This window comes from Sphingomonas sp. BL-S-29 (genome assembly GCF_055521495.1).
Window position 1 is genome coordinate 1055228 of record NZ_CM145482.1, and the last position, 26710, is coordinate 1081937.

At 66.3% G+C, this 26710-nt stretch carries 18 protein-coding genes; 7 read left to right on the top strand and 11 right to left on the bottom strand.

What is annotated here, in order from left to right; all coding sequences use genetic code 11:
• Window positions 1-7 precede the first annotated feature (7 nt).
• Together ACZ1I2_RS05145 and ACZ1I2_RS05150 are read left to right on the top strand one after the other, a co-directional pair.
• Window positions 8-646 carry a cation efflux transmembrane domain-containing protein gene (locus ACZ1I2_RS05145; RefSeq protein ID WP_465181587.1) on the top strand — a complete coding sequence of 213 codons (639 nt, stop codon included), beginning with the start codon at window positions 8-10 and terminating at the stop codon, window positions 644-646.
• 48 nt (window positions 647-694) lie between these two features.
• Window positions 695-1081, top strand: a complete 387-nt coding sequence (locus ACZ1I2_RS05150) for a VOC family protein (protein WP_465174913.1) — start codon at window positions 695-697, stop codon at window positions 1079-1081.
• 151 nt (window positions 1082-1232) lie between these two features.
• Here ACZ1I2_RS05150 and ACZ1I2_RS05155 read toward each other — a convergent pair whose 3' ends face one another.
• From ACZ1I2_RS05155 to ACZ1I2_RS05185, 7 genes are all read right to left on the bottom strand, one after another.
• Window positions 1233-2276: a rod shape-determining protein gene (locus tag ACZ1I2_RS05155; RefSeq protein ID WP_465170756.1), complete on the bottom strand. Its 1044-nt coding sequence runs from the start codon at window positions 2274-2276 to the stop codon at window positions 1233-1235.
• A gap of 534 nt (window positions 2277-2810) precedes the next feature.
• Entirely contained in the window at window positions 2811-5471 is a 2661-nt protein-coding gene (locus ACZ1I2_RS05160) for a glycoside hydrolase family 3 C-terminal domain-containing protein (protein WP_465174912.1), read from the bottom strand.
• On the bottom strand, window positions 5468-6496 hold the full coding sequence (locus ACZ1I2_RS05165) for an alpha/beta hydrolase (RefSeq protein WP_465174911.1): 1029 nt from the start codon (window positions 6494-6496) through the stop codon (window positions 5468-5470). The genes ACZ1I2_RS05160 and ACZ1I2_RS05165 overlap by 4 nt, the downstream gene beginning before the upstream one ends.
• A 162-nt stretch (window positions 6497-6658) precedes the next feature.
• A complete protein-coding gene (locus tag ACZ1I2_RS05170; RefSeq protein ID WP_465174910.1) occupies window positions 6659-8032 on the bottom strand; it encodes a Gfo/Idh/MocA family protein in 1374 nt (457 codons plus the stop codon).
• 15 nt (window positions 8033-8047) lie between these two features.
• Window positions 8048-9211: a Gfo/Idh/MocA family protein gene (locus ACZ1I2_RS05175; RefSeq protein ID WP_465174909.1), complete on the bottom strand. Its 1164-nt coding sequence runs from the start codon at window positions 9209-9211 to the stop codon at window positions 8048-8050.
• Between the two features lie 24 nt (window positions 9212-9235).
• Window positions 9236-9685 (bottom strand): cupin domain-containing protein, encoded by a 450-nt coding sequence (locus ACZ1I2_RS05180; protein ID WP_465174908.1) that lies wholly within the window; start codon window positions 9683-9685, stop codon window positions 9236-9238.
• Between the two features lie 105 nt (window positions 9686-9790).
• Window positions 9791-11161, bottom strand: a complete 1371-nt coding sequence (locus tag ACZ1I2_RS05185; RefSeq protein ID WP_465174907.1) for an MFS transporter — start codon at window positions 11159-11161, stop codon at window positions 9791-9793.
• Window positions 11162-11306: 145 nt separating this feature from the next.
• On the opposite strand from ACZ1I2_RS05185, the gene ACZ1I2_RS05190 reads away from it, so the two are divergent.
• Window positions 11307-12911 (top strand): alpha-glucosidase family protein, encoded by a 1605-nt coding sequence (locus ACZ1I2_RS05190; protein WP_465174906.1) that lies wholly within the window; start codon window positions 11307-11309, stop codon window positions 12909-12911.
• 121 nt (window positions 12912-13032) lie between these two features.
• Here ACZ1I2_RS05190 and ACZ1I2_RS05195 read toward each other — a convergent pair whose 3' ends face one another.
• Both ACZ1I2_RS05195 and ACZ1I2_RS05200 read right to left on the bottom strand, forming a co-directional pair.
• Entirely contained in the window at window positions 13033-13950 is a 918-nt protein-coding gene (locus ACZ1I2_RS05195) for a Gfo/Idh/MocA family protein (protein ID WP_465174905.1), read from the bottom strand.
• Between the two features lie 9 nt (window positions 13951-13959).
• Window positions 13960-15522, bottom strand: a complete 1563-nt coding sequence (locus tag ACZ1I2_RS05200; RefSeq protein ID WP_465181588.1) for an alpha-N-arabinofuranosidase — start codon at window positions 15520-15522, stop codon at window positions 13960-13962.
• Window positions 15523-15615: 93 nt separating this feature from the next.
• On the opposite strand from ACZ1I2_RS05200, the gene araD1 reads away from it, so the two are divergent.
• The 4 genes from araD1 (at window position 15616) to ACZ1I2_RS05220 (ending at window position 23502) form a co-directional block, all read left to right on the top strand.
• The gene (gene araD1 / locus ACZ1I2_RS05205; RefSeq protein WP_465174903.1) at window positions 15616-16599 is read left to right on the top strand and encodes an AraD1 family protein; all 984 of its coding nucleotides are present in this window, start codon (window positions 15616-15618) and stop codon (window positions 16597-16599) included.
• Window positions 16600-16667: 68 nt separating this feature from the next.
• Complete coding sequence (locus ACZ1I2_RS05210; RefSeq protein WP_465174902.1) at window positions 16668-17390, top strand: FadR/GntR family transcriptional regulator; 723 nt, start codon at window positions 16668-16670, stop codon at window positions 17388-17390.
• A gap of 244 nt (window positions 17391-17634) precedes the next feature.
• The gene (galB, locus tag ACZ1I2_RS05215) at window positions 17635-20334 is read left to right on the top strand and encodes a beta-galactosidase GalB (RefSeq protein ID WP_465174901.1); all 2700 of its coding nucleotides are present in this window, start codon (window positions 17635-17637) and stop codon (window positions 20332-20334) included.
• Between the two features lie 222 nt (window positions 20335-20556).
• On the top strand, window positions 20557-23502 hold the full coding sequence (locus ACZ1I2_RS05220) for a TonB-dependent receptor (protein ID WP_465174900.1): 2946 nt from the start codon (window positions 20557-20559) through the stop codon (window positions 23500-23502).
• Between the two features lie 182 nt (window positions 23503-23684).
• On the opposite strand, the gene ACZ1I2_RS05225 is transcribed toward ACZ1I2_RS05220, so the two are convergent.
• The gene (locus tag ACZ1I2_RS05225) at window positions 23685-25481 is read right to left on the bottom strand and encodes an IlvD/Edd family dehydratase (protein ID WP_465174899.1); all 1797 of its coding nucleotides are present in this window, start codon (window positions 25479-25481) and stop codon (window positions 23685-23687) included.
• Window positions 25481-26617, bottom strand: coding sequence for an aldose epimerase family protein (locus ACZ1I2_RS05230; protein WP_465174898.1), 1137 nt, complete (start codon window positions 26615-26617; stop codon window positions 25481-25483). Before ACZ1I2_RS05230 ends, ACZ1I2_RS05225 begins: the two co-directional genes overlap by 1 nt.
• Window positions 26618-26710: the final 93 nt, after the last annotated feature.

The following is a 26710-nucleotide window of genomic DNA, read 5'->3' on the forward strand; positions in this document are numbered from 1 at the left end:
AATGACGATGGCCTGCAGCAGCTGCGCGAGCGAGACGACACCGACCAATGATCCGCGCTGGCGCCGCATCCTGTGGATCGCGCTCGCGGTCAACGCGGCGATGTTTGTGGGCGAGATGGGCGCGGGCGTCGCGGGCGGCTCCCGCGCGCTCCAGGCCGACGCGCTCGACTTCCTCGGCGATGCGGCCAATTATGCGATCAGCCTCGGCGTTGCCGGCATGGCGCTGGCCTGGCGTGCCCGCGCCGCGCTGGTGAAGGGCGGCACGATCTTCGCCTTCGGCCTGGCCGTGCTCGCCGCCACTTTCTGGGCCGCGCTCCATGGCGCCACGCCCAGGGCCGAGGTGATGGGCGTGGTCGGCTTCATCGCGCTCGTCGCCAATGCCGCGGTCGCGGCGCTGCTGTTCCGCTACCGCACCGGCGATGCGAACATGCGCTCGGTCTGGATCTGCTCGCGCAACGATGCGATCGGCAATCTCGCGGTGATGCTCGCCGCGCTCGGCGTGTTCGGCACCGGTACTGCCTGGCCCGACCTGATCGTCGCGAGCGTCATGGCCGGGCTCGGCCTGTGGGGCGGCGCCCAGATCATCGGCCATGCCCGCGCCGAACTGCGCCCCGGCTCGGGCATCGAACCCGCCACGGCGTCTTGACGCGCCCTTCCGCCGGGGCGAGAATCCCGGCGCTAGGGGAGAAACGCGATGTTCAGTCACATGACGGTCGGCAGCAACGATATTGCCCGGTCCAGGACTTTCTACGATGCGCTGTTCGGTGCGATCGGGGGAAAGCCCGCCTTCGAAGACGATAGAGGCCGGCTAATCTACCGGCACAATGGGGGCACCTTCCTCGTCACCACGCCGATCGACGGCAAGGAAGCGTGCTGCGCCAATGGCGGCACGATCGGCTTCACGATGAGCGGCCCGGAAGAAACCGATGCCTGGCACAAGGCCGGCGTCGAGCATGGCGGCACCTCGATCGAGGACCCGCCCGGCATTCGCGCAGGCGGCTTCGGCAAGCTCTACCTCGCCTATCTGCGCGATCCCGACGGCAACAAGCTCTGCGGCGCGTACCGGGTGCCGGCGGCGTAAAGCGACGGGGTAGATTTCGCCCCCCGCCCTGGCAGTTCCCCGGCGGAGTACCGGGTCGGATCGTCCGCCGGACAACCCGGTGCTGGTCCAGTCGGGGGGCATATATTGGCTGCGATCGGATCCGACGCAGCGGCGGGTTCCGGCTCGCCCCTCACGCCTCCACCATCACCCCGCTCAGCACCGGGTCCTCCAGCGCCCGCCCGGCGCCCATCGCCACGCAGATCAGCGCATTCTCCGCGACGATCACCGGCAGGCCGGTGGCCTTGGCCAGCGCCTCGTCGATGCCCGCCAGCAGCGATCCGCCCCCGGTCATCACGATGCCCTGGTCGTAGAGATCGGCGGCCAGTTCCGGCTCGGTCCGCTCGAGCGCGCCGAGGACGGTCTCGACCACCTGGCCGACCAGGTCGGCCAGCGATCCGGCGATCTCGGCCTGGCTGACCTCGACTTCCTTGGGTACGCCGGCGACCAGGTCGCGGCCCTTCACGCGCATGATCAGGCTGGTCGATGCGGATTCCTCGCACGCCTTGCCGATTTCGATCTTCACCCGCTCGGCGGTGGATTCGCCGATCATGAGATTGTGCTTGCGCCGGATATAGGAGGCGATGGCATCGTCCATCCGGTCGCCGCCGACCCGCGCCGAAGTGCTATAGGCGAGCCCGCGCAGCGACAGCACCGCCACTTCGGTGGTGCCGCCGCCGATATCGACCACCATCGCCCCGATCGGCTCGGTCACCGGCAGACCGGCACCGATCGCCGCGGCCATCGGCTCCTCGATCAGATGGACCTTGCGCGCGCCGGCATTCTGCGCCGCCTGGCGGATCGCGCGGCGCTCGACCGGGGTCGCGCCCGAGGGGATGCAGATCGCGATCTCCGGATTGCGCGGCAGCCGGCTCTTCCCGCCATGCGCCTTGTCGATGAAATGCTTGATCATCTGTTCGGCGACATCGATGTCGGCGATCACCCCGTCGCGCATCGGCCGGATCGCGCGAATGCTCTCGGGGGTCTTGCCCATCATCAGCTTGGCCTCCGCCCCCACCGCGCGCACGCGCTGGACGCCGTTCAGCGTTTCGAGGGCGACGACTGAGGGCTCGTTGAGCACGATGCCGCGGTCGCGCAGATAGACGACGGTATTGGCAGTCCCGAGATCGATCGCCATGTCATTGGACGATCGGCTGAACAGGCGAGGAATTCGCATTTAAAATCAATCACTCGAAAGGCGGCCAGGATACGCGGCACGCCTGTATTGGGGTAAAGAGCGGCGGCGTGGGCGCGTCGGCCGAACGCGTCAAGGGTCCGAAGCGGACCCGTGCGCCCGACCGGCCTGTGCGGGCGACGAAGGGACCGGCCATTTCCGCGCGCGCCGATTCAAGTCGGTGCCCTTTCGTGCTGAACTCCCCAACCCGGCCCGTGGAGGCCGTACGGACTATTGGCGTTCAGCCCGAAGAAAAGCGTCATGATAAACCGATACCCCTCGCGTAATTCGGGAAATAATCCGTCCCTATCGCGGCAATACCGTCATGCGCCCGAATCGCATGATTCAGCTATTTCTGCGCCTCTCCAACAGCCCCGCTCCCTATTCGCCGCGCAGCGCTCAAGAACCGCTCGATTTCGCCCCGCTCGCAGGTGCCTCGCGAAATTCGGCGACTATTCGACCGGATCGCGCAACGCCGCGCCTTCTCCAACACCTGTTGCAGGCGTTTACTGCGGCGGTCCGATCCGGGCGCGCGCTTTACTCAGCGAGCGCGGCAGAGTCGGTCACCCGAAAGCCGGCGGCCGTCGTCACTGCCCCGGTCCCCGGCTGCCCGCCGCCGACCGTCAGCCCATAGGCCCCCGGCGCGACGATCCGCTTGCCCGCCTCGGTCACGCTGGAAAGCCCGCGCGCATCCAGGTCGAAATGCACCTTGCTGTTCGCCCCCGCCGCCAGATGCACCCGCGAAAAGCCGCGCAGCGCCCTGACCGGCATGCCCGGCGCCTGCGGGAAGCTGAGATAGAGCTGCACCACTTCGTCCCCGGCCAGCTTGCCGGTGTTGCGCACCGTCACATCGACGCCGAGCGCATCGCCCGCCTTCACCGTCGCGGCGGAGAGTATCGGCTTGCCATAAGCGAAGCTGGTATAGCTCAGCCCGTGCCCGAACGGGTACAAGGGCTTACCGGTAAAGTAGCGATAGGTCCGCTCCTTCATCGCATAGTCCTTGAACGGCGGCAGCTGGTCGACCCCGGTATAGAAGGTCACCGGCAGGCGCCCCGCCGGGTTGTTCGCGCCCGACAGCGTCTCGCCGATCGCGGTGCCGCCGGCCTGGCCCGGATACCACGCCTCGAGGATCGCATCGGCATTGGCGGCCGCCCAGTTCACCGACAGCGCCGATCCGTTCATCAGCACCACGGCCAGCGGCTTGCCCATCGCCTTGACCGCTTTCAGTACCTCTTCCTCGGGCGCGGGCAGGTCCAGGCTGGTGCGGTCCCCGCCGACGAAGCCCGGCACGTTCACCGTCATCTCCTCGCCCTCCAGCGCGGAGGTGATGCCCACCACGCCGATGACGAGGTCCGCGCTCTTGGCGGCCGCGACGGCACGCGCGAGCGCGTCGGTGCGCACCTCGTTCCACACGAAGCGCGGCGGGAATCGGCTCGGCGTCTGCTCGATCAGCACCTTGTGCTTCTCGCCCTTCACGAACCGCATCTCGACCAGGTTCGCGCCGCGCTGTTGCGGGTTCGTGTTGTCCGCGACGAGCTTGTCGTCGATCCACAATTTGGCCGACCGCCCGTTGATGCCGATCTTGTACAGCCCGTCGTCCGGCGCCGCCACGAAGCCGCTCCACCGCGCGGAGGTCACCGCCGCATCCGGAATCACCGCGGGCGTGTTGCGGCTATAGGCGATGATCGCATCGGTCCGGCTCACCGCCGGCGCCCCGGCGAAATCCACGCCGCGCCAGAATTCGGCCTTGAGCCCCGGCGCCCCATCGGGTGTCGACAGGGCGGCCGTCGGCACCGGCTCGGCCGCACGCAGGAAGTCGGTGCCCGGCTCGAACAGGATCTCCGCACCGGGAAAGGCCTTGCGGATGCCCTCCAGCGCGCTCACCGGCGCGACGGGCGTGCCGTTGTAATTGCCGTTCAGCACATCGACCTGATCCGCCAGCGGACCGACCACGGCGATCCGCTTCACGCCCGGCTTCACCGGCAGCACGCCATTGTTCTTGAGCAGCACCATCGCCTCGCGCGCCAGCGTCGTGGCGAGCGCGCCATGCTCGGGCGAATTGAGCGCGCTGTCCGGAATGGCGTTGAACGGTACCATCGCCGGCGGGTCGAACAGCCCCAGCCGCATGCGCGCGGTGAACAGCCGGCGCAGCGAGGCGTCGACCACCGCCTGGCTGACCAGTCCCTGCTTCATCGCATCGACATAGCGGTCGTAATCGGAGGTCGCGCCCGCCGTCCGGCCATATTCGGCGCAGTCATTGTCGACGCCCAGCTTGAGCGAGATCGCCGCCGCCTCGGCCACCGTCTTCGTATAATGATGCCCGCGCTCGATATCGGCGATGGAGTCGCAGTCCGACACCACATGCCCCTTGAAGCCCCAGGCGTCGCGCAGCCGGTCCTTGAGCAGGAATTCATTGGCGCAGGCGGGCTGGCCGTTGATCGCGTTATACGCGCACATCACGGACTCGACCTTGCCGTCCACCACCAGCGCGCGGAACGCGGGCAGATAGGTGTCCTCCTCGTCGTGCAGGCTCACCGGGATATTGTCGCTGTGCCGGCCCGGCTCGGGACCGCTGTGCACCGCATAATGTTTGGCGGTGGAGGACACGCGGTAATAACGCGCGTCGTCGCCCTGCATGCCGCGCACGAAGTTCACGCCCAGCGTGGCGGTCAGATACGGGTCCTCGCCATAGGTCTCCTGCCCCCGGCCCCAGCGCGGATCGCGGAAGATGTTGATGTTGGGCGACCAGAAGGTCAGGCCCTGCATGATGCGGTGCTCGCCCCCGGCCTTCTCGATCAGGTTCCATTTCACCCGGCCCTCGGTGCCGATCGCTTCGCCCATCGTTTTGATCGCCGGCGCGTCGAAGGTCGCGGCCAGCCCGATCGGCTCGGGAAACACGGTGGCGAAGCCGTTGTTCGCCACGCCGTGCAGCGCCTCGCTCCACCAGTCATAGGAAGGCACCCCAAGCCGCGGAATCGCGCGCGCCTGGTTGACCAGCTGCGACGCCTTCTCCTCGATCGTCATCTGCGCGATCAGCGCATCGACACGCTGCTCGGTGGGGAGCGCAGGGTTGCGCCAGGGCTGAGGAGAGGTCTGCGCAAAGGCAGTGCCGGACAGCAGCAGCGCAGCGAGCGAAAGGCCAAGCCCCGCCCTCCTGCCTTCGCCGGGGAAGGAAGAAGAGAAAGAACCAAAAATCATTTCCGATACCCCTGCCAAAGCCATTCGATCGCCCCAGGCAAGGTCTGCCCGACCACCCGCTGGTCGACATGAACCGAGTCCCTCGCGAACACGTAATGATAGGAATAGCCCTTCGCCTTCAGCGCCGCGGCCATGCGCTGGTTCGCCATCGGCCAATTGTGGAAGGTCGATTCCGGATCGTCGTAATGCAGGTCCTTCTCGCCGACATGCATCCAGATGCGGATCGGTTTCCGGGGGCTCTCGGGGACCAGATGCGCGTGATAGTCCCAGGCGCCCTCGGGCGTCGCAGGATCGGGCGGGCTCTGCTGGTTCACGAAGGTGCCCGAATAGGACAGCACCCGGCGATACCATTCGGGGTGGAACCAGGCCATGCTGAACGCCGCCGCCGCGCCGGAACTGGCGCCCATGGTCGCCCGCCCTTCCGGGTTTTTGGTGAAATTGACCCGGTAGTTGCGCGTCACCAGCGGCAGTACTTCGCGCTCGACGAACTCGGCATAACGGCCCGAGACCGTGTCGTACTCCAGCCCGCGCTCGGAGCCCTGCGCATCGCCACCGCCCGACTGGATCATCACCGCGACCATCGGCGGCACGCGCTTCTGCGCAATCAGCGTGTCGAGCGCGAGCGCCACCCGTGTCGCATAATCGCGCCCGTCCTGGACGACCATGAACGGCGTCTCGGTCCCGGCTTTATAGCCTGCCGGGATGTAGACGATCACTTCGCGGCGATACGGCGCCGGTTCGGACTGAAGCTCGGCCTTCGCTGCGATCCGGTTGCCGTACGCGTCGCGCTTCGCGATTGTCTCGTTCTGCAACTGCCGGATGCCCGGGTAGATGCTGGAATCCTGCGACAGCATCACGAAGCCGTGCAGCGTACCCATCGGCTGGCTCGGATTGACCGTCATTTCGGGCGCGTCGGTATAGATGGGGCCGATCACTTCCTCGGTCTTCGCGTCCTGCGCGAGGGCGCCCGTCGCCAGCAGCAGCGCCCCAACTGTTCCTCCCCACGCAGTGGGGAGGGGGACCACCCGCTTCTTCAGCGGGTGGTGGAGGGGTATTGGAGTGAGGCCAAGTCGCCGCGCTCCAAGCCCCCTCAACCGCGCAAGCGCGGTCCCCCTCCCCATCTGCGATGGGGAGGAAAGAAGATCACCATCACCAAATCTCATCGCGTTAGCCCCTCCGGCCGGTCGTCAGATCGCATAACCCTTGCGCTGCGGCCGGCTCAGCATCGCGTTCGCCGCATCGTCGCCGATGAAGCGCTCCTTGACCGGGTCCCAGTGCAACCGCCGCTCGGTGCGCATCGCGGTCCAGTGCAGCAGGCAGGTCGAGCAGGCCCGGTGCCCCAGCTCCGCCGGCGAGATGTTGGGCTTCCTTGTCCTGATCGAATCGATCCAGTTGCGATGCTGTTCGGGGCTGCGCGGCAGGTGGATTTCGTTCGGCCCGATCACGCTGTCGAGGATCTTGGGGTTGCTCGCCAGCAGCCCGCTCGTCCCCGCCGCGGCGATCGCCGGGTCGCTCGCGGTCACGCCGCCACCGGTACGCGTCACGAAGATCGACCCCTCGGTGCCGATGAACTTCACGCCATTGGGCAAGGCGCCGGAGATCTTCATCTCCACCCCGTTCGCATATTTGCCATAGGTTTCGAACGGCCCATGCACGTTCCACAACCCGCTCTTGGGGAACTCGGCCTTGCCCCATATCTCGATCGGGCCGGTGTGCTCGGTGTCCATGCCCCAATGCGCGATGTCGACATGGTGCGCGCCCCAGCCGGTGATCATGCCCGCGCCGAACTGCTCGCAGCGCAGCCAGCCCGGCCGACTGAACGTGCCGTCCTGCGGATGCACGCGGATTTCGGTATAATAGACCTCGGGCGTCGTCCCGAGCCACGCGTCGTAATTCAGGTTGGCGGGGATCGGCATCGGCGGCGCCTCGGGCCCGGAAGGATCGCCCGGCAGGCCGATCTCGACATGCGTCAGCTTGCCGATCCGCCCGTTGCGCACCAGCTCGCACGCGCGGTGGAATTGCGGCCATGGGTCCTGCGATCGTTGCTGCGATCCGATTTGCAGGATGCGGTCGGTCTTCGCCACGGCGTCGGCCATCTGCCGACCCTCGGCGATCGTCAGCGATGCGGGCTTCTGGCAGTACACGTCCTTGCCCGCCCGCACCGCATGGATCGAATTCGGCGCATGCTGATGGTCGGGCGTCGAGATGATGACCGCGTCGATGTCCTTGTTGGCCAGCAGCTCGTGATAGTCGGCATAGCCGCGCGTGCCCGAATAGGGCTTGCCCGTCTTCTCGCCATAGGTCTTGTCGACCAGCTCGATGCCCTGCTGCACGCGCCGTGTGTCGAGGTCGCACACCGCGACGATATGCGCGTCGTCGAACTTGAACACCTCGGCCATGTCATGGATGCGCGAGATGCGCCCCACGCCGATCGCGCCGATATTGATGCGCTTGCTCGGCGCATTCTGCCCGAACACGCTGGCCGGCACGATCGACGGGAAACCGACCGCGGCAATCGCCCCGGTCCTGATCAGGTCGCGCCGCGAGAAACCTTTGGTCATGAGAATGTCTCCCCGTCAGGCCGTGATCGGCCGGGTTGCGTTCTTCTGCGCCTTGAGCACGAGTTCGGCCGCCAGCAGCGCCTGTTCCTGGTCCTGCGCGATCGAGCTGCGCTCGACGATATCGGTCACGAATTGCGGGCCGAAGGGCAGATAGACCTTGCTGCAATCCAGATAGCGCGCGCTCTTGCCGTCGACCACGAACAGATGGTTGCCGCCGGGCTTGCCGGTCGGGTCGGCATATTTGCGCAGCTCGATATAGCCCTCGGTCCCCAGCACGAAGAGCCGCCCGTCGCCCCAGGTGCCGAGGCCCTTGGGCGTGAACCAGTCGACCCGCAGATAGCCGGTGCCGCCATTCCCGCTCATCGTCATGTCGCCGAAATCCTCGAACAACGGCTTGTCGGGATGGTTGATGTTGCCCGTCTGCGACGCGACGACCTGCGCGCGCGTGCTTTTGGTGAAGAACAGGAACTGCTCGGCCTGGTGGCTGCCGATATCGGTCAGGATGCCGCCGTACCGCGCCTTGTCCCAGAACCAGTCGGGCCGGCTCGCCGGGTTCACCTGGTGCGGCGCGATGTTGATCGTCTGCACGACGCGGCCGATCGCCCCCTGCTCGATCAGCTCGCCCGCCTTGATCGCGGCCGGCACTTCCAGCCGCTCGGAATACATGATCGCGAACTTGCGTCCGGTCGCCTTGATCGCGGCGCGTACATCGGCAAGCTGCTTCAGGCTGGTGATCGCCGGCTTGTCGCCGAGATAATCCTTGCCCGCCTTCATCGCCCGGATGCCGAGCGGCGCGCGCAGGTCGGGAATCGGCGCCCCGGCGATCAGCTGGATCGATCTGTCCTCGAGGATCTCGGCCTCGCTCCGCGCCAGCTTCGCGCTCGGGAAGAGCTTCTGGAAAGCGGCGAGCTGCTTCGCATCGGTGGCATAGACCCACACCAGCTCGCCCCCGCCGCGGATCACTGCCGCGGTCATCGAATAGATGTGATTATGGTCGAGCCCGATCACCGCGAATTTGATGTGGTGCTTTGGCCGCGGATCGCTCGGCGCGCCGGTATTGACCGTCTCGGGAACGGCATTGCCGCTCAGCGCCTGCGCCATCACGTCACCCGGCAGCGCGGCAGCAAGCCCGGCAAAGCCGGCGCCGGTCAGCATCGAGCGGCGGTCGATCGAATTCATGTCGTCTCTCCTGGTGGCCGGCGCTCAGTTCTTCGGCGTCGCCGGCGTCGTCCAGTTTATCACATGATAGGTCGTGTTGGTCGTGCCGACATTGCGCAGCCCGTGCAGCGAATTGGACGCGTTGAAGATCACCGATCCCGGCCCGAGCCTTTTCCACACGCCGTCGGACAGGGTCTCGACCGTGCCTTCGCGGATGATCACCAGCTCCTCGTTCGGGTGCTTGTGCGGGGCGTGGGACGTCTGGCCGGGCTTGAGCGTGGTGACGTGCATCTCGAGATCGTCGAGCGTCGCGGTCGGCCCATTGCCCAGGCTGCGCACTTCGCCGACATCGGTCGGAGTGACCTTCATCGTATTCCAGTCCCACACCGACGGGCCGATGATCTTCCTGGTCTGGGTTTGCGCCATCAGGCCGGCGGAACAGGTGACCGCTACCGACGCCAGCGCCACGACCAGGTCCCTACGCGTGATGCGCATCGCGATAATCCTCTCCTGGCCGGTGCGCCCGTGCTTCTCGGACGTCAGCGGAATCGCGCCGGTGGTAGCGCTAACCGGGTAGGTATCGTGTATCCTATAGGATTGTCAAAGCGCCATCTTCGGATCCGCGCTGATTCCGGTGGCTTCTTGCGGCTGGTCGCTCAGGCGCAGCATCGCCACGGCGGCGAACGCCATCAGCATGGCCGCGATCGCGATCGTCCAGATCGGCTCGGTCGGGAAGAATCGGTGGATCACCGGACCCATCACGAGCGCGATGAACAGCTGCGGCAGCACGATGAAGAAATTGAAGATGCCCATATAGACGCCGAGCTTGCCCGTTGGCAGCGCGTTCGCCAGCATCGCATAGGGCATGGTCAGGATCGACGCCCAGGCCACGCCGATTGCGATCATCGGCAGGATCAGCATCTGCGCGTCGTGGATGCCCAGCATCGCGGTATAGCCGGCCGCGCCGATCAGCAGGCAGATCATGTGAGTCCGCGCGCAGCCGATCCGCCGCACCAGCAGCGGCAGCAGAAAGGCGGCGGGCACCGCCACGCCATTATAGACGGAGAACAGGATGCCGACCCAGTCGGCGCCGTCATTATAGGCTTTGGACGACGGGTCGGTCGATCCGAAGACGTACCGGGTCACCACCGGCGTGGTATAGACCCACATGATGAACAGCGCAGACCAGGAGAAGAGCTGGACGACCGCCAGCCGCTTCATCTCGCCCGGCATGTGCACGATATCGCGCAGGATCTGCGCCACGGCATTGCCCGCTTTCCCGTCATCGCCCGCTTTCCCGTCATCGGGCGCCGGCGTCGCATCCTCGCCGGCAAAGACACGCAGCGCCTCGGGCGGATATTCGCGCGTGGCGGTCACGGTCCACAGCACGGCGGAGAGGATCGCCGCCGCGCCGAGATAAAAGGCGTAGCGCACCGCATCGGGGATCACGCCGGGCGGCGCGACATTGCTTGCCCCGAGCGCGGTGATCGCGAAGGGCGCGAGCGAGCCGAGCACGGCGCCCGCGCCGATAAACGCGGTCTGAAAGGCATAGCCCATGGTGCGCTGCGCCGGGCCGACCATGTCGCCGACAAAGGCGCGGAACGGCTCCATCGACACGTTGATCGCGGCGTCGAGCACCCAGAGCAGCAATGCCGCGGCGAGCAGCACCGGCGCATGCGGCATGCCGATCAGCGCCAGCGCGGCGAGCAGCGCCCCGACCAGGAAATAGGGCCGCCGCCGCCCGAACCGCCCCCAGGTGCGGTCGCTGAAATGCCCGATCAGCGGCTGAACGATCAGGCCGGTGATCGGCCCGGCGATCCAGAACAGGGCAAGGCTGTCGACATCGCTGCCGAGCGACTGGAAGATGCGGCTGATATTCGCGTTCTGCAGGCCGAACGCGACCTGGATCCCGAAGAATCCGAACGAAATATTCCACAGTCCGGCCAAGGACTGGCGCGGCCGTCCGGTCACTCTGTCCACCCCTGCATGTCTATTTTTTGTTTTCTGCCGGTCAGGATGTCAGTGACTTGGCGTCGCGGCAATCCCCGTTCGCGTATGGCCGTTGCTTTCAGCCCGGGGCGGCGCGCAAAAGGACGGAAACCGTAGGGGAGGGGCTGTGACGCGATCGGACGAGACGAGCGCATGGTGGCGCGGCGCAGCGATCTACCAGATCTATCCGCGCAGCTTCGCCGATTCGAACGGCGACGGCGTGGGCGATCTTGCCGGCATCACTGCGCATCTGGGTCATGTCGCATCGCTGGGCGTCGATGCAGTGTGGCTGTCGCCCTTCTACCCGTCGCCGATGAAGGATTTCGGTTACGACATATCCGATTATTGCGGCGTCGATCCGCTGTTCGGCACGCTGGCCGACTTCGACGCGCTGGTCGCCCGCGCCCATGGCCTCGGGCTTAAGGTGATCGTCGACCAGGTCTATGCCCACACCTCCGACGAGCATGCATGGTTCGCCGAGAGCCGGTCCGACCGCACCAACCCGCGCCACGACTGGTATGTCTGGGCCGATGCCAGGGCCGACGGGACGCCGCCCAACAACTGGCAATCCGTGTTCGGTGGTCCGGCCTGGACCTGGGACGCACGGCGCGGCCAATATTACATGCACAATTTCCTCAGCAGCCAGCCGCAGCTCAACGTGCATCTGCCTGCCGTGCAGGACGCATTGCTCGACGTCGCGCGCTTCTGGCTCGAGCGCGGGGTGGACGGCTTTCGGCTCGACGCGATCAGCTGCGCGATGGTCGATCCCGCGCTGCGCGACAACCCCGCGCGTCTCGGCAACAGCCGCCGCACCCGCTCGTTCGATTTCCAGTTCCATATCCACAACCAGTCGCACCCGGATATTCCGCTGTTCCTCGAACGCGTCCGCGCGCTGACCGATCGCTATCCGGATCGCTTCACCGTGGCGGAGGTCGGCGGCCCCGATGTCGAGCCCGAGATGCAGAGCTTCACGCAAGGCGATCACCGGTTGAACACGGCCTACGGTTTCAACTTCCTCTATGCGAAGACGCTGACGCCGGCGCTGGTCCGCGACGTGCTGGAACGCTGGCCCGATACGCCCGGCATGGGCTGGCCGAGCTGGGCGTTCGAAAATCACGACGCGCCCCGCGCGGTCTCGCGCTGGGCGCCGCCGGGGCATGAGGCGGCGTTCGCGCGGATGAAGATGCTGCTGCTCGTGGCGCTGCGCGGCAACATCTTCCTGTATCAGGGCGAGGAGCTCGGTCTCACCCAGGTCGACATTCCGTTCGACCGCCTGCGCGATCCCGAAGCGATCGCCAACTGGCCCCTGACCCTCGGCCGCGACGGCGCCCGCACGCCGATACCCTGGGCGGCCGGGGAAGCGGGGCGGGGCTTCTCGGCGGTGGAGCCATGGCTTCCCTTCGGCCCGGACCATGCGGCGCTGGCGGTCGACCGGCAGGAAAGGGACGGGGCGTCGATGCTGGCACTCACCCGGCGGCTGCTGGCGATGCGTAAGGCGAATGAGGCACTGCGGACCGGGGCGATCCGGTTCGTCGAGGCATCGGAGACGCTACTCGCGTTCGAGCGGGAGTCGGACGGGCAACGGCTGTTGTGCGTGTTCAACTTCTCGGCGGAAGCGCGGGGGTGGGCGCCTGAGGATGCGGACTCATGGAAGGTGATCGAGCAAGTGGGCAACATTGATGGCTGGGCATTCGGCCCATTCGGAGGATTGATTGCAGAACGCGCCGCCTAACCCCTCACCGTCATCCCGGACTTGTTCCGGGGTCCATCGTGGTTCGGGCGCTTCGCTTTGCGAAGTGGGCTGCGCCCCGCCGCAGAATGGATGCCGGAACAAGTCCGGCATGACGGTAAGGTCAGGCGAACGCGAACGCCTCAACCTCACGCCGCACTCCAACCTCGAGTGCCTCCGCCACCAGCCGCAACGGCGCCAGATCCACATCGCTCTCCCCCCGCGCCACCAGCTCGGCGAAGCGCGCATAAAGCCGCGGATATTCCACATTCGCCCCCACCGCGATCGCCTCGCCCGCAATGGTCAGTTCCGCGCCACCCATCGCCAGCTTCAGCATGCCGTCGGGCGTATCGATCTCGATGTCCCAGCGCTGCACGCCCTCATGCAGGAAATCGAGCGTGACCGAGACCGGCACCGCGCCGCTGCGCAGCGCCAGCGTCCCGGCGATCGGCTGCGACCGACCCGCCGGCACGTCCAGCCCGGCCGACTCCACCGTCAGCGGCGCTGGCAGGATATCGGTCAGGATCGACAGCGCGTTGATCCCCGGATCGAACACGCCGAAGCCGCCCGCTTCCAGGATCCATTCCTGCCCGGGATGCCAGACGCGGATGTCTTCCTTCCAGGTCACCCGAACCGCGTCGATCGTCCGCCCCACCAGCCAGGCGCGCGCCGGGTCGACCCCGGCCGCTTCCTGTGAATGCCAGGCGGTGAACAGGGTGACGCCCGCGTCCCGCGCCAGCGCCTCCAGCCCGGTCACCTCGTCGACGGTCAGCCCGGGCGGCTTTTCCAGCAGCACGTGCAGCCCCGCCGCGATCGCCTCTCGCGCCGCCGTAACGCGGGCGAAGGGCGGGGTGCAGATCGCCACCGCGGCCGGCGCATTGGCCGCGAGCAGCTCGGGCAGATCGGGATAGATCCGCACCTCGCTGGGCGCCGCATGCGGATCGACCGCCCCGACAAGCTGGAAGCGGGCGTCGGCACGGATCGCCGGGACATGCTGATCCCGGGCGATCTTGCCCAATCCGACAATGGCGATCGGCAGCATCAACGCTCCTTACTTCAGCGCCACGACGGTCACCGATTTGGCCGGCAGGGTCAGCACTGCCTTGCCGCCCGTCACCGTTACCGGCGCGATGTCGCGCGGCGCAACCGCCAGCGGCTCGCCGATGCGATTATGCGCGTCGATCCGGTCGGCGGTCAGCACGCTGCCGGTCACGGTCGATGCCGTGCTGCCATCGACGTTCAGGGTCACGGTCAGCGCATTCACCGGATCGAGATTGGCCAGCGAGACATGCACCACGCCGTCCGCACCGCGTACCGCCGAACTGCTCAGCGACGGCATCGCCCACTGGTCCTTGTTGTACCAGGGGCTGGTCAGGTCGACGGGTAATTGCGTCGCGTCCTGCCACGGCACGTACATGCCGAATATCTGATAGGTCGGCGTCACCACCATCTTGTCGCCGTCGGTCAGGATCATCGCCTGCAGCACGTTGATCATCTGGGCGATATTGGCCGTCTTCACGCGGTCCGCATGGCGGGTGAAGATATTGAGGTTGATCGCCGCGACCAGCGCATCGCGCAGGCTATTCTGCTGCTGCAGGAATCCGGGATTGCTGCCCGGCGTCGGATCGTACCAGGTGCCCCATTCGTCGACCGCCAGCCAGACGCGCTTTGCAGGATCGTACTTGTCCATGATCGCGCTGTGCTTGGTGACATACTCGTCCATCAGCAGCGTCTTGGACAGGGTCTTCGCCCAGTCCGCCTCGTCGAATCCGGTCGCCGAACCCTTTTTCTGCCAGGTGTCCGGCACGGTGTAATAATGGACGCCGATGCCGTCGATGGTGCGCCCCGTCTCGCGCATCATCACTTCGGTCCAGTCGTAATTGGAGTCGCTGGCGCCGCTGGCGATCTTCAGCGTCTTGGTGCCCTGGGGCACCTTGACGAAGGTCGAATAGCGCTTGGTCACGTCGGCGGCATATTGCGGGCTCATATTGCCGCCACAGCCCCACAACTCGTTGCCCAGCCCGAAATAGGGGAGCTTCCACGGCTCCTTGCGGCCGTTCGCGCGGCGTTCGTTGGCGAGCGTCGAACTGGTCGGCGAGGTCATATATTCGACCCAGTCGGCCATTTCCTGCGGCGTGCCGCTGCCGACATTGCCGGAGACATAAGCCTCCGCGCCGACCGCTTCGGTGAAGTTCATGAACTCGTGCGTGCCGACCGCATTGGGCTCGGTCACGCCGCCCCAATGGGTGTTGACCTTCACGGGACGCTTCGTGCCGACGCCCTCGCGCCAATGATATTCGTCGGCGAAACAGCCGCCCGGCCAGCGGATCAGCGGCACCTTGATCGCACGGAGCGCCGCGATCACGTCGTTGCGAAAACCATCGGTATTGGGGATGCGCGAGTTCCTGCCGACCCACAGTCCGCCATAAATGCCGGTGCCGAGATGCTCGGCGAACTGGCCGAAAATCTCGCGCTGCACCTTCGGGCCGGGCTTGTCGGCATGCACGGTGATGCTCGCCTCTTTCGCCTGTGCCCAGGCAGTGCCCGATCCGAGCGCCAGCGCCGCCGCCAGCGCGATCCGCGCAACCCTTTTCAACCGTCCCATCGCCGCCATCGCCCCGATCCTCTCAAAGATGCCGTTTAAGACGGCTGGCTTTAGCTTATTGTCTGAGTATATGATTACGCAAGCGCTAATCAGGAGAGGGTCATGCGAACGTCGCTCGTGCAGTTCATCAATGGCAGAGGCACGCGTGGCGTGGCCGTGCTGCGCGGCACGGAATCGCCGCGGCAACTGGCCGGGGTCGAGAGCATCCGTGCGCTGGCCGAGGCGGCGCTCGCGGCGGGCGTGACGCTCGCCGAGCAGGCGGCACAGACGGGCGACGCGGGCGTGGTCGATCTCGACTCGGTCACTTTGTTGTCACCGATCGACCACCAGGATCCGGCGCATCTGCTGCTCACCGGCACCGGCCTCACCCATCTCGGCTCGGCCGAGGGGCGCGACAAGATGCACCGGTCGATGACCGAGGCAGCGCAGCAGACCGATTCGATGCGCATGTTCCTGATGGGCGTCGAGGGCGGCAAGCCCGCCGCCGGCGAGACGGGCGCGCAGCCCGAATGGTTCTACAAGGGCAATGGCGAGCAACTGACGGCGCCTGGCGCGCCGCTGCGCTCCCCCGCCTTCGCGCTCGATGCGGGCGAGGAGCCGGAGATCGCCGGCATCTATCTGATCGATGCGGACGGCAATCCGGTCCGGCTCGGTTTCGCGATCGGCAATGAATTCTCCGATCATGTGACAGAGCGCGGCAATTATCTGTGGCTCGCCCATTCGAAGCTGCGCGCGGCGGCGCTCGGCCCGGAATTGCTGGTCGGCGAGCTGCCCGAGGATATCCGCGGCACCAGCCGGATCGTGCGGAACGGCGAGACCCTGTGGGAACGCCCTTTCGTGACCGGCGAGGCGAACATGTCGCACAGCATCGCCAATCTCGAGCACCATCATTTCAAATATGACCTGTTCCGCCATCCCGGCGACGTGCATGTCCATTTCTTCGGCACCGCGACCCTGTCCTTCTCGGAAGGAATCAGCACCGAGCCGGGCGATGTCTTCGAGATCGAGGCAGCGCCATTCCGCCTCCCGGCGCGCAATCCGATCGAAATCGAGGCGGCGCGTGATGTTCGGATACGAATGCTATAGGCTATCGACGGACGAGCCCTTCTGCGACGACGGAAGGGCCGAACGAGGAGAAGGCGGATGGGGGACAGGTGACGCCGGGAAAGCAACCAAAAGGGCGCCGGATCCACGGCACGATCGCGCACGATCTCGGCGTTCAGATCGTCACGGGGGTGTACAAGCCGGGCGACGTGCTGCCGGGCGAGATCGAATTCGCCGAGCAACTCCAGGTATCGCGCAGCGTGTACCGCGAGGCAGTGCGCATGCTGATGGCCAAGGGGCTGGTCGAAAGCCGCCCCAAGGCAGGCACCAGCGTCAGCCCGCGCAGCCGATGGAACCTGCTCGACCCCGATGTGCTTGCCTGGATGTTCGAGGGCGAACCGAGCGAGGGCTTCATCCGTAGCCTGTTCGAGCTGCGCATGATCGTCGAGCCTGCTGCGGCCGCCGTCGCGGCGGAACGCCGCACGGGCCGCGAGCTGGCGCAGATGGGCCATGCGCTGGAAGAGATGGGGCGCTACGGCCTCGCCACGCCCGAGGGCCGCGCGGCGGACCAGCAATTCCATCATCTGGTCCTCGAGGCGACGCGCAACGAGCCGCTGACCACACTCTCCAGCACCATTGCGGCGGCGGTCGGCTGGACCACCATCTTCAAGCAGCGCAACCGCAAGCTGCCGCGCGATCCCTTGCCCGAGCATCAGGCGCTGTACGACGCGATCGCCGATGCGAACCCGGATGCGGCCCGCGCCGCGATGGCGGAGCTGATCCGCCGCGCGCTGGAGGATACGGAATTGTCGATGGAGCCGGGTGGGGCGTGAGGCCTTCCTTTCTTCCTTTTTCTTCCCCGGCGAAGGCCGGGGCCCAGTTGGGAAAGCGCTTGTGACGACGCGCAGCATCCGTTTATCGACGTCCCCTATCTGGGCCCGCACCTCCGCCTAGGAAGGCAAATAGGGGAAGAATAACTCCTACAAATTTCTTGACCCGTTCGCGTCGCGCGCCATAGCGTCCCGCCGTTCCGGGAAGGGCGCGACCGCCAGGGTCGCCGTGCGTGGAGAAGATGTCGTGGCAAATCTGGCTCGAACCCTGGCGCGGCTGTCCACGCTGATGGTCACGGCAACGCTCGCGCTGTCGGGCGCCCAGGCCCAGACCGCCCCGCGCGAGCGCGTCCCGATCAACAGCGGCTGGCGTTTCCATATGGGCGACCCCGCAGGCGTCACCGGCCTGTCCTATGACGTGCGGCCCGAGATCGGGAAGAGCGAGGACGGCAAGGCAGCCGATGCGAAGCCCGACGAAGCCAGGGCCGTCACCGCCGTCGCCCAGTCCGTGCTCAAGCCCTGGATCCTGCCCAGCGCCAATGCCTTTATCCGCGATCCGGCGAAGCGCCACGTTCGGCCCGCGGGCAACCCCGGCAGCGACGTCTCCTTCGTCCAGGCTGGCTTCGACGACAGCGCCTGGCAGAAAGTGACGCTCCCGCATGACTGGGCGATCGAGCGGCCTTTCCTGAAGACCGGTCCCTATGGCGGCATGGGCCGGCTGGAGAGCTGGGGCATTGGCTGGTACCGCAAGGCGCTCGATATTCCCGCGCGCGACAAGGGCAAGTCGGTGTTCCTCGATGTCGAGGGCGCCATGTCCTATTCGGCGGTCTGGCTGAACGGCAAGCTCGTCGGCGGCTGGCCCTATGGCTATAATGGCTGGCGGCTCGACCTGACACCCTATCTCGCCTTCGGCGGCAGGAACGAACTGGTCATCCGCCTCGACAATCCGCCCGAATCGGCGCGCTGGTATCCCGGCGGCGGGCTCTACCGGAATGTGTGGCTGACCAAGGCGAATCCCGTCCATGTCGGCCAATGGGGCACGCGCGTGACCACGCCCGACGTCGCGAAGGACAAGGCGATAATCGCGCTCGACGTCTCGCTCGACAATGAGTCCCGCGTCGAGGCGAATGCGAGCGTGCGCACCGACATTTATGCGCTCGATGCCGCCGGCCGGAAGACGGGCGCCGTCGTCGCCCGCATCGCGCCCGCCAACACGCGCATCGCCGCAGGCGGCAGCGCCAGGATCGCGGGCGCGACCAGCCTCGCCAATCCGCGCCTCTGGGGCCCGCCGCCGACGCAGCAGCCCAACCGCTATGTCGCCGTCACCACCGTGACGCTGGGCGGCAAGCCGGTCGATCGTTACGAGACTCCGTTCGGCATTCGCGCCGTCACTTTCGACGCGAACAAGGGCGTGTTCGTCAATGGCGAGCGTATCGAGCTGAAGGGCGTCAACAATCATCACGATCTCGGCGCGCTCGGCGCGGCGTTCAACGTGCGCGCGGCGGAGCGGCAGCTCGAACTGCTGCAGGAGATGGGCGTCAACGCGGTCCGCATGAGCCACAATCCGCCCGCGCCCGAACTGCTCGAGCTGACCGATCGCATGGGCCTGCTGGTGATAGACGAAGTGTTCGACGTGTGGGAGCGCAAGAAGACCCCGCTCGATTTCCACCTGATCTTCCCCGACTGGCACGAGGCGGACCTGCGCGCGATGCTGCGCCGCGACCGCAACAATCCGTCGGTGGTGCTGTGGAGCGTCGGCAACGAAGTCGGTGAGCAATATACCGCGGAGGAGGGCGCCGCGATCTCGCGCGGGCTGGTCCAGATCGTCCGCGAGGAGGATCCGACCCGCCCGACCACCACTGCGATGAACTATGCCAAGCCGGACATGGCGCTGCCCGGGACGGTCGACGTGATCGGCCTCAACTATCAGGGCACCGGCGTCCGCGCCTATCCCGGCCAGTTCGCGGCCTTTCATGCGAAATATCCCGACAAGGTGATCCTGAGCACCGAAAGCGCCTCCGCGCTCAGCAGCCGCGGCGAATATCTCTTCCCGGTGGCCGGTGCGATCAGCGGCCCGGTGCGGCCGGGCTCGGGCGGCGACCCGGACCGGATGCAGGTCAGCGCCTATGAGCTGCATGCCGCCGATTTCGGCTCCTCGCCCGACCGCGTCTTCGCCTCGAACGACCAGAATCCGTTCGTCGCGGGCGAATTCGTCTGGACCGGCTTCGACTATCTCGGCGAGCCGACGCCCTATTATGCCGCGCGCAGCTCCTATTCGGGCATCATCGATCTGGCGGGTTTCAAGAAGGATCGCTTCTGGCTCTATCAGGCGCGCTGGCGCCCGGAACTGAAGTTCGCGCATGTCCTGCCGCATTGGACCTGGCCCGGTCGCGAAGGGCAGGTGACGCCGGTCCATGTGTTCAGCTCGGCCGACGAAGCGGAATTGTTCGTCAACGGCAAGTCGCAGGGCAAGAAGACCCGCGCGCCCTATGAATATCGTTTCCGCTGGGATTACGTCACTTATGAGCCCGGCGAACTGAAGGTTGTCACCTGGAAGGGCGGCAAGCCCTGGGCGACCGAGGTGGTGAAGACCGCGGGCGCGCCCGCCGCGCTCGAGGCGACGCCCGACCGCGCGCAGATCGACGCCGATGGCCGCGATCTGTCCTTCGTCACCGTGCGCATCACCGACAAGGACGGGCTCACCGTGCCGCGCGCCGACGATCCGGTGACCTTCACGGTCGAAGGGCCGGGCGAGATCGTCGCGACTGACAATGGCGATCCGACCAGCTTCGAGTCGTTCCAGTCGCCGACCCGCAAGGCGTTCAACGGCCTCGCGCTGGTGGTGGTGCGGGCCAGGGTCGGCAAGACCGGGGCGATCACCCTGCGTGCCCGGTCCGGGGCGCTCAAGGACGCCACGATCGTGCTGAAGAGCATGGCCTCGAGGTAACGCTATCGCTATTGCCCGCGCTCCGGGCGGCCTCTTGCCGGAGGTCGCGACGGCGCTGCATCGCGCAAAGAGACGATGCGTTCCGGTTCTGCGCTCAACCGAACATCGCTGCTTGACAGATTTTACCCAGACAATTAGCGGCCCGGATTGGTAGCGCTACCAGCGCTTTGTGCAATCAGGCGATCCGTCGACGAGCGGGCGCCTTCGGAGAGGTAAATCATTATGTTCCTGCGTAATCAGTCCCTGCGGACCGCCCTGCTGGCCGCCACCGGTATCGGTGCCCTGACGATCGCTGGAACTGCCTCGGCACAGGAAACGGCCGCTCCGGTCGTAAATACTCAGAGTATAAATACTGCGCCCGACGCTGCCGCGTCGCAAGAAACCAATCCGGCGAACCCCGACGACGCAACGGGGGACGACATCGTCGTCACCGGCATCCGCGCCTCGCTGCGCAGCGCGACCAACGCCAAGAAGAACGCCGTCGCCTTCGGCGATTCGATCTTCGCCGAGGACATCGGCAAACTGCCCGCGACCAACCTGGCCGAAACGCTGAACCGCATGCCAGGTGTGAAGCTCAACCGCGACATCAACGGCGAGGGCCTGCAGGTCTCGATCCGCGGCCTCGGCCCCAGCTTCTCCAAGGTGCTGCTCAACAACACGCAGATCGCGATCGCCTCGGACGGCGGCACCAATGGCGGCAATTCGAACCGCGAGGTCGATCTCGACTTCTTCCCGTCGGAGCTGTTCACCCGCCTCGACGTGGCGAAGAGCCCGGTCGCCTCGACGCTCGAGGGCGGCATCGCCGGCACCGTCAACCTGCGCAACGCGCGCCCGTTCGACAATCCCGGCCAGCACGTCACCGTGATCGCGCAGGGCCAATATACCGATAGCAACCAGCAGGTCAGCCCGCGCGGCGCGATCGTCGCCAGCAAGACCTGGGACAATTTCGGCGTGCTGATCGGCGTCTCGGGCGTGAAGACCAAGACGCGGATCGACGGCTTCGAAACGATCGGCTGGACCGATGCCAATCTCACCTGCCCGACCGCCAGCTGCAATGCAGGCGGCAACGGGTTCTCCTATGCGTCGGTCACGCCGAACAATGTCGGCCACGGCCTGACCCCGGGCACCCCGCTCGATCTCGCCGCGACCTCGGGCCTGTCGCTCGACCAGCTTTCCAAGGCGATCATCCCGCGGCTCGGCCGCAACAGCTTCACTGACGGCACGCGCTCGCGCATCTCGGCGCTGGCGTCGGTCGAATGGCGGCCGAGCGACACGCTCAGCTTCGCCGTCGACGCCATCTACGCCAAGTCGATCCGCGATTATTACCGGCTCAACATGAACTGGTATGTCCGCAACTCCGGGCCCGGCACCTCGCCGACCTCGACCGGCGGCATGGTCCCGATCGGCCTGACGGTCGATCAGAACAATGTCGTGACCAAGGGCACCTTCGCCAACTCCAGCTTCTTCCTGGAGAATGACGTGTTCCACCAGACCACCGAGTTCTGGAACGTGAACCCGAACGTCTCGTGGCAGCCGGCCGATAACGTGAAGATCGACGCGCAGCTCAATTACGGCCATTCGACCTTCTTCCGCGAACAGCCCCAGTTCGATTTCCAGACGCCGCGCGAATCCGGCCTGGAGGTCACCTATGACAACAGCACCGGCGCCGCGCAGCCGATCATCACCACCAACCGCGACCTGGGCGATCCCAATCTCGGCTGGCAATGGTACCGCGTGAACGTGCAGAATGTCCGCCGCGAGACGACCACCAAGGGGGCGCATCTCGACACGACGATCGGCGACAAGACGACCAACTTCAAGTTCGGCCTGGCCTATGACGAGGCCTCGCGCTCGATCCGCGCCTATGACAACAGCATCGCCTTCCAGACCTCGGTGTGCGGCGCGACCTGCAACGGCCTGACCGGCTCGGTGCCGAATTCGGCGGTGGCGCAATATCTGTCGCGCTGGAGCGTCGACAATTTCGGCCATCTCGCCGATGGCAGCGTCGGCTATACCAGCATGATCATCCCCAATCTGGCGGCGCTGGAAAAGGCCACCAACTATGCGTCCTTCCGCGACAGCGCGCCGGAGAGCAGCGGCGCGGTGACCGGCGGCGCGACCGGCGACATCGCGGAAAAGACCTTCGGCGCCTATGCCGAGACCAATGCCGTCGCGACGGTCGCGGGCAATGATCTGCACATCAATGCCGGCATCCGCTACGTCCACACCAACCAGACGGTGGTCGGCCCGACCCAGACCGCGACGGGCCTGGTCGATGTCACACTGAAGACCGGCTATGACGAGTTCCTGCCCTCATTCAACGCGACCTATGACCTGACCAGCCGGATCAAGCTGCGCGTCGCCGCCTCGCGCAGCATGACGCGTGCCGATGCCAGCCAGTTGCTGCCGGGCCTGACCTTCTCCGATCCGTCGGCGCAGATCGCGACCGCGGGCAACCCGGATCTGAAGCCCTACACCTCGAACAATATCGATATCGGCGGCGAATATTATACCGGCGGCATCGGCTATGTCGGCTTCGCGGCGTTCCACAAGAATGTCGACGGCTTCACCGTGACGCAGCAGTCGACCGTGCCGTTCACCTCGCTCGGCATCAACTATAGCGACCTCAACACCACGCAGCAGCAGGCGATCGACCTGCGCGGCGGCCCGAATGTCGCGACGGTGACGGTCAACCGGCCGGTCAATCTGCAGAATCTGGTGCTCGACGGCATCGAGGGCACCTGGGTCCAGCCGCTCGACTTCGCGGTGAAGGGTCTCGGTGCCTCAGCCAACGTGACCTATATCAAGCAGAGCTCGTCGAGCGGCCTGTTCGCGCCGGGCGTGGCGCCGTGGAGCTACAACCTCCAGGGCTTCTACGAAGGGCACGGCGTCTCGATCAGCGTCAACTATGTCTGGAACGACAAGACGGTGGCGGCGAACGGCCCGCAGAACAATCTGCCGGTCGGCCTGATCAGCGATGCGCGCGGCCAGCTCGATCTGTCCGCCGGGTACGAACTGCCGTTCCTGAACAAGGCGTTCCGCCTGACGCTCGACGTGCTGAACATCACCAACGCGCCGCTCCGCACGACCTTCGGCTACGAAAACGCGACCTACAGCGTCTATTATCCCGGCCGCCAGGTCCTGTTCGGCGTCCGCTCCAAATTCTGAACCCTTTCCTCTCCTCCCCCCTCCGGGCCGGCCTTCGCGCCGGCCCTTTTTTTGGGTTGGGGGGCATTGTGTCCCCGCGACGGCGGGGACCCAGTCTGGGCTCCCGCCTTCGCGGGAGCACAAGGAAGCAAAGGACACCGTCTCGCTTACGTCGCTGACTTCGGCAGCGATGGGCTGGCCCTTTAGTGATTATCCCGCGGCAACCCGCGCGTCTGGGCGATCCGCTGATATTGATCAGCCCCTTCCAGGATCGCGCCGCTATCCAGCTGGCCGACGATCGCACGCTGGATCTCCTGCCACGGCGTCTGCGAGGCGGGATAGGCATAGCCGCCCGCCGCCATCAGCGCGCGGCGGCGCTCGGCCAGCTCCGCATCGTCGATCAGTACATTGGCCGTGCCGGCACGCAGGTCGATGCGCACCCGGTCGCCGGTGCGGATCAGCGCCAGGCCGCCATTGGCCGCCGCCTCGGGTGAGGCGTTGAGGATCGAGGGCGATCCCGACGTGCCCGATTGCCGCCCGTCGCCGATACAGGGCAGGGCATGCACGCCCTCGCGGATCAGATAGCCGGGCGGTCGCATGTTCACGACTTCCGCCGCACCCGGATACCCGATCGGCCCGGCGCCGCGCATGAACAACAGCGTCCGGTCCGTGATGCCGGTCGCCGGATCGTCGATGCGCGCGTGATAATCCTCGGGCCCGTCGAACACGACCGCGGGGCCTTCGAACGCGTCGGGATCGTTCGGGTCCGACAGGTAGCGCGCGCGGAATTCGGGGCTGATCACGCTGGTCTTCATGATCGCCGCGTCGAACAGATTGCCCTTGAGCACGACGAAGCCCGCATCCGCCATCAGCGGCTCGGCGAAGGGGCGGATAACGTCCGCGTCCTCGATCGTCGCGTCGCGGCAATTGTCGCCAATCGTTCTGCCATTGGCGGTGATCGCCTCCTCGCGGATCAGCCCCTGCTTCATCAGCTCGGCCACCACCGCGGGGACGCCGCCCGCATGATAGAAATCCTCGCCGAGATATTCGCCCGCCGGCTGCAGGTTGACCATCAGCGGCACCTTGTGGCCGTGCGTCTGCCAGTCGTCGAGCGGCAGGTCGACGCCGATATGGCGTGCGATCGCGGCGAGATGGATCGGCGCATTGGTCGATCCGCCGATCGCCGAATTGACCACGATCGCGTTGGTGAAGGCGTCGCGCGTCAGGATGTCGCTGGGTTTCAGATCTTCCGCGACCATCTCGACGATACGCTTGCCGGTGCGCCACGCCACTTCCTGCCGGTCGCGATAGGGCGCGGGGATCGCCGCCGATCCGGGCAGCTGCATGCCCAGCGCCTCGGCCAGCGAGTTCATCGTCGTCGCCGTGCCCATGGTGTTGCAATAGCCGGTCGAGGGCGCCGACGACGCGACGAGCTTGACGAAGCCGGCATGGTCGATCTCGCCCGCGGCGAGCAGCTCGCGCGCCTTCCACACGATCGTGCCGGATCCGGTGCGCTCGCCCTTGTGCCAGCCATTGAGCATCGGCCCGACCGACAGCGCGATGGCCGGGATGTTCACCGTCGCCGCCGCCATCAGGCAGGCCGGCGTGGTCTTGTCGCAGCCGATCGTCAGCACCACGCCGTCGAGCGGGTAGCCGTACAGCACCTCGACCAAAGCGAGATAGGCGAGGTTGCGGTCCAGCCCCGCGGTCGGGCGCTTGCCCGTCTCCTGGATCGGATGGACCGGGAATTCGATCGCGATGCCGCCGGCTTCGCGAATGCCTTCGCGCAGCCGCTCGGCCAGCACGAGGTGATGGCGGTTGCAGGGGGAAAGGTCTGACCCGGTCTGGGCGATGCCGATGATCGGCTTGCCCGATTGCAGCTCCTCCTGCGACAGGCCGAAATTCATGTAGCGCTCGATATAGAGCGACGTCATGTCGATGTTCGCGGGGTTGTCGAACCAGGCGCGCGAACGCAGCCCAGAAGGTGGTGGTGTCGTCATCAGCGTGGCGCCACCGAGACGCGGTAGATCATCAGGTGGCGATAAGGCTTGCCCGGATCGACCCGTGCCGAGCCGAAGGCCGGCTGGTTGGGCGTATCGGGGAATTTCTGCGGCTCCATCGCGACGCCGTCACCCATGCGATAGACATGGCCGTGCTTGCCGACCAGCGTGCCGTCGAGGAAATTGCCGGTATAGAGTTGCAGTCCGGGCTCGGTGCTGAGCACTTCGAGCACCCGGCCGGAGACGGGGTCCTCGAGCCGCCCGGCCAGCTTGGGCTCGGCGGTCAGCCCGGCATCGATCGCGAAATTATGGTCGTAGCCGCGGCCCGCGACGATCTGCGTGTCGCGCCCGTCACGCAGGCCCTCCGCCAGCACGCGCGGCTTGCGGAAGTCGAAGACACTGCCCTGGACCGGGCGCAGCTCGCCGGTCGGGATCAGCGTGGCGTCGACCGGGGTATAGGCCCTGGCCGGCATGGTCAGCCTGTGACCCATCGCGCCCATCGGCGACCCTTCGCCGCCGAGATCGAAGATCGCATGGTTGGTCATGTTGACGATAGTCGGCTTGTCGCTCGACGCCCTGTACTCGATCGACAGCGATCCCTTCTCGTCGAGGCCGTAAGTGACGGTCACGTCGAGCTTGCCGGGATAGCCCTGGTCGCCGTCCGGGCTGACATAGCCGAAGGTCACGCGCGCCACGGGCCCGTTCTCGACCGAGACGACGCGCCACACCACCTTGTCGAACCCCTTGGTCCCGCCGTGCAGCGAATTGGGGGCGTTGTTGATCGGCAGCTGATAGGTCTTGCCGTCGATCGCGAACTGCCCCCTGGCGATGCGGTTGGCATAGCGGCCGACGGTCACGCCGAAATAATTGGGCTTGTCGACATAGCCGGCAAGATCGTCATAGCCGAGCACGATATCGGCCGGCTTGCCGTCGCGGTCGGGCGCGACCAGCGATTGCAGCGTCGCGCCATAGCTCAGGATGCGCGCCGTCACGCCCTTCGCATTGGACAGGGTGATCGCCTCGACCTTCGCGCCGCCGACCTCGCCCACGGTCTCGCGCGCCGCGGAGGCGGCATGGGCCTCGGCGGCGACGCCAAGGGTTCCAATCGCCGCCAGCATGATCAAAACCTTCTGCATGAAAAATCGCCCTCCACCACGGCTGCTCGAACCGGCGCCGTTGACCGCGATTTTGCTTACATATACTCAGACAAAAAACAAGCGATGCAGCAG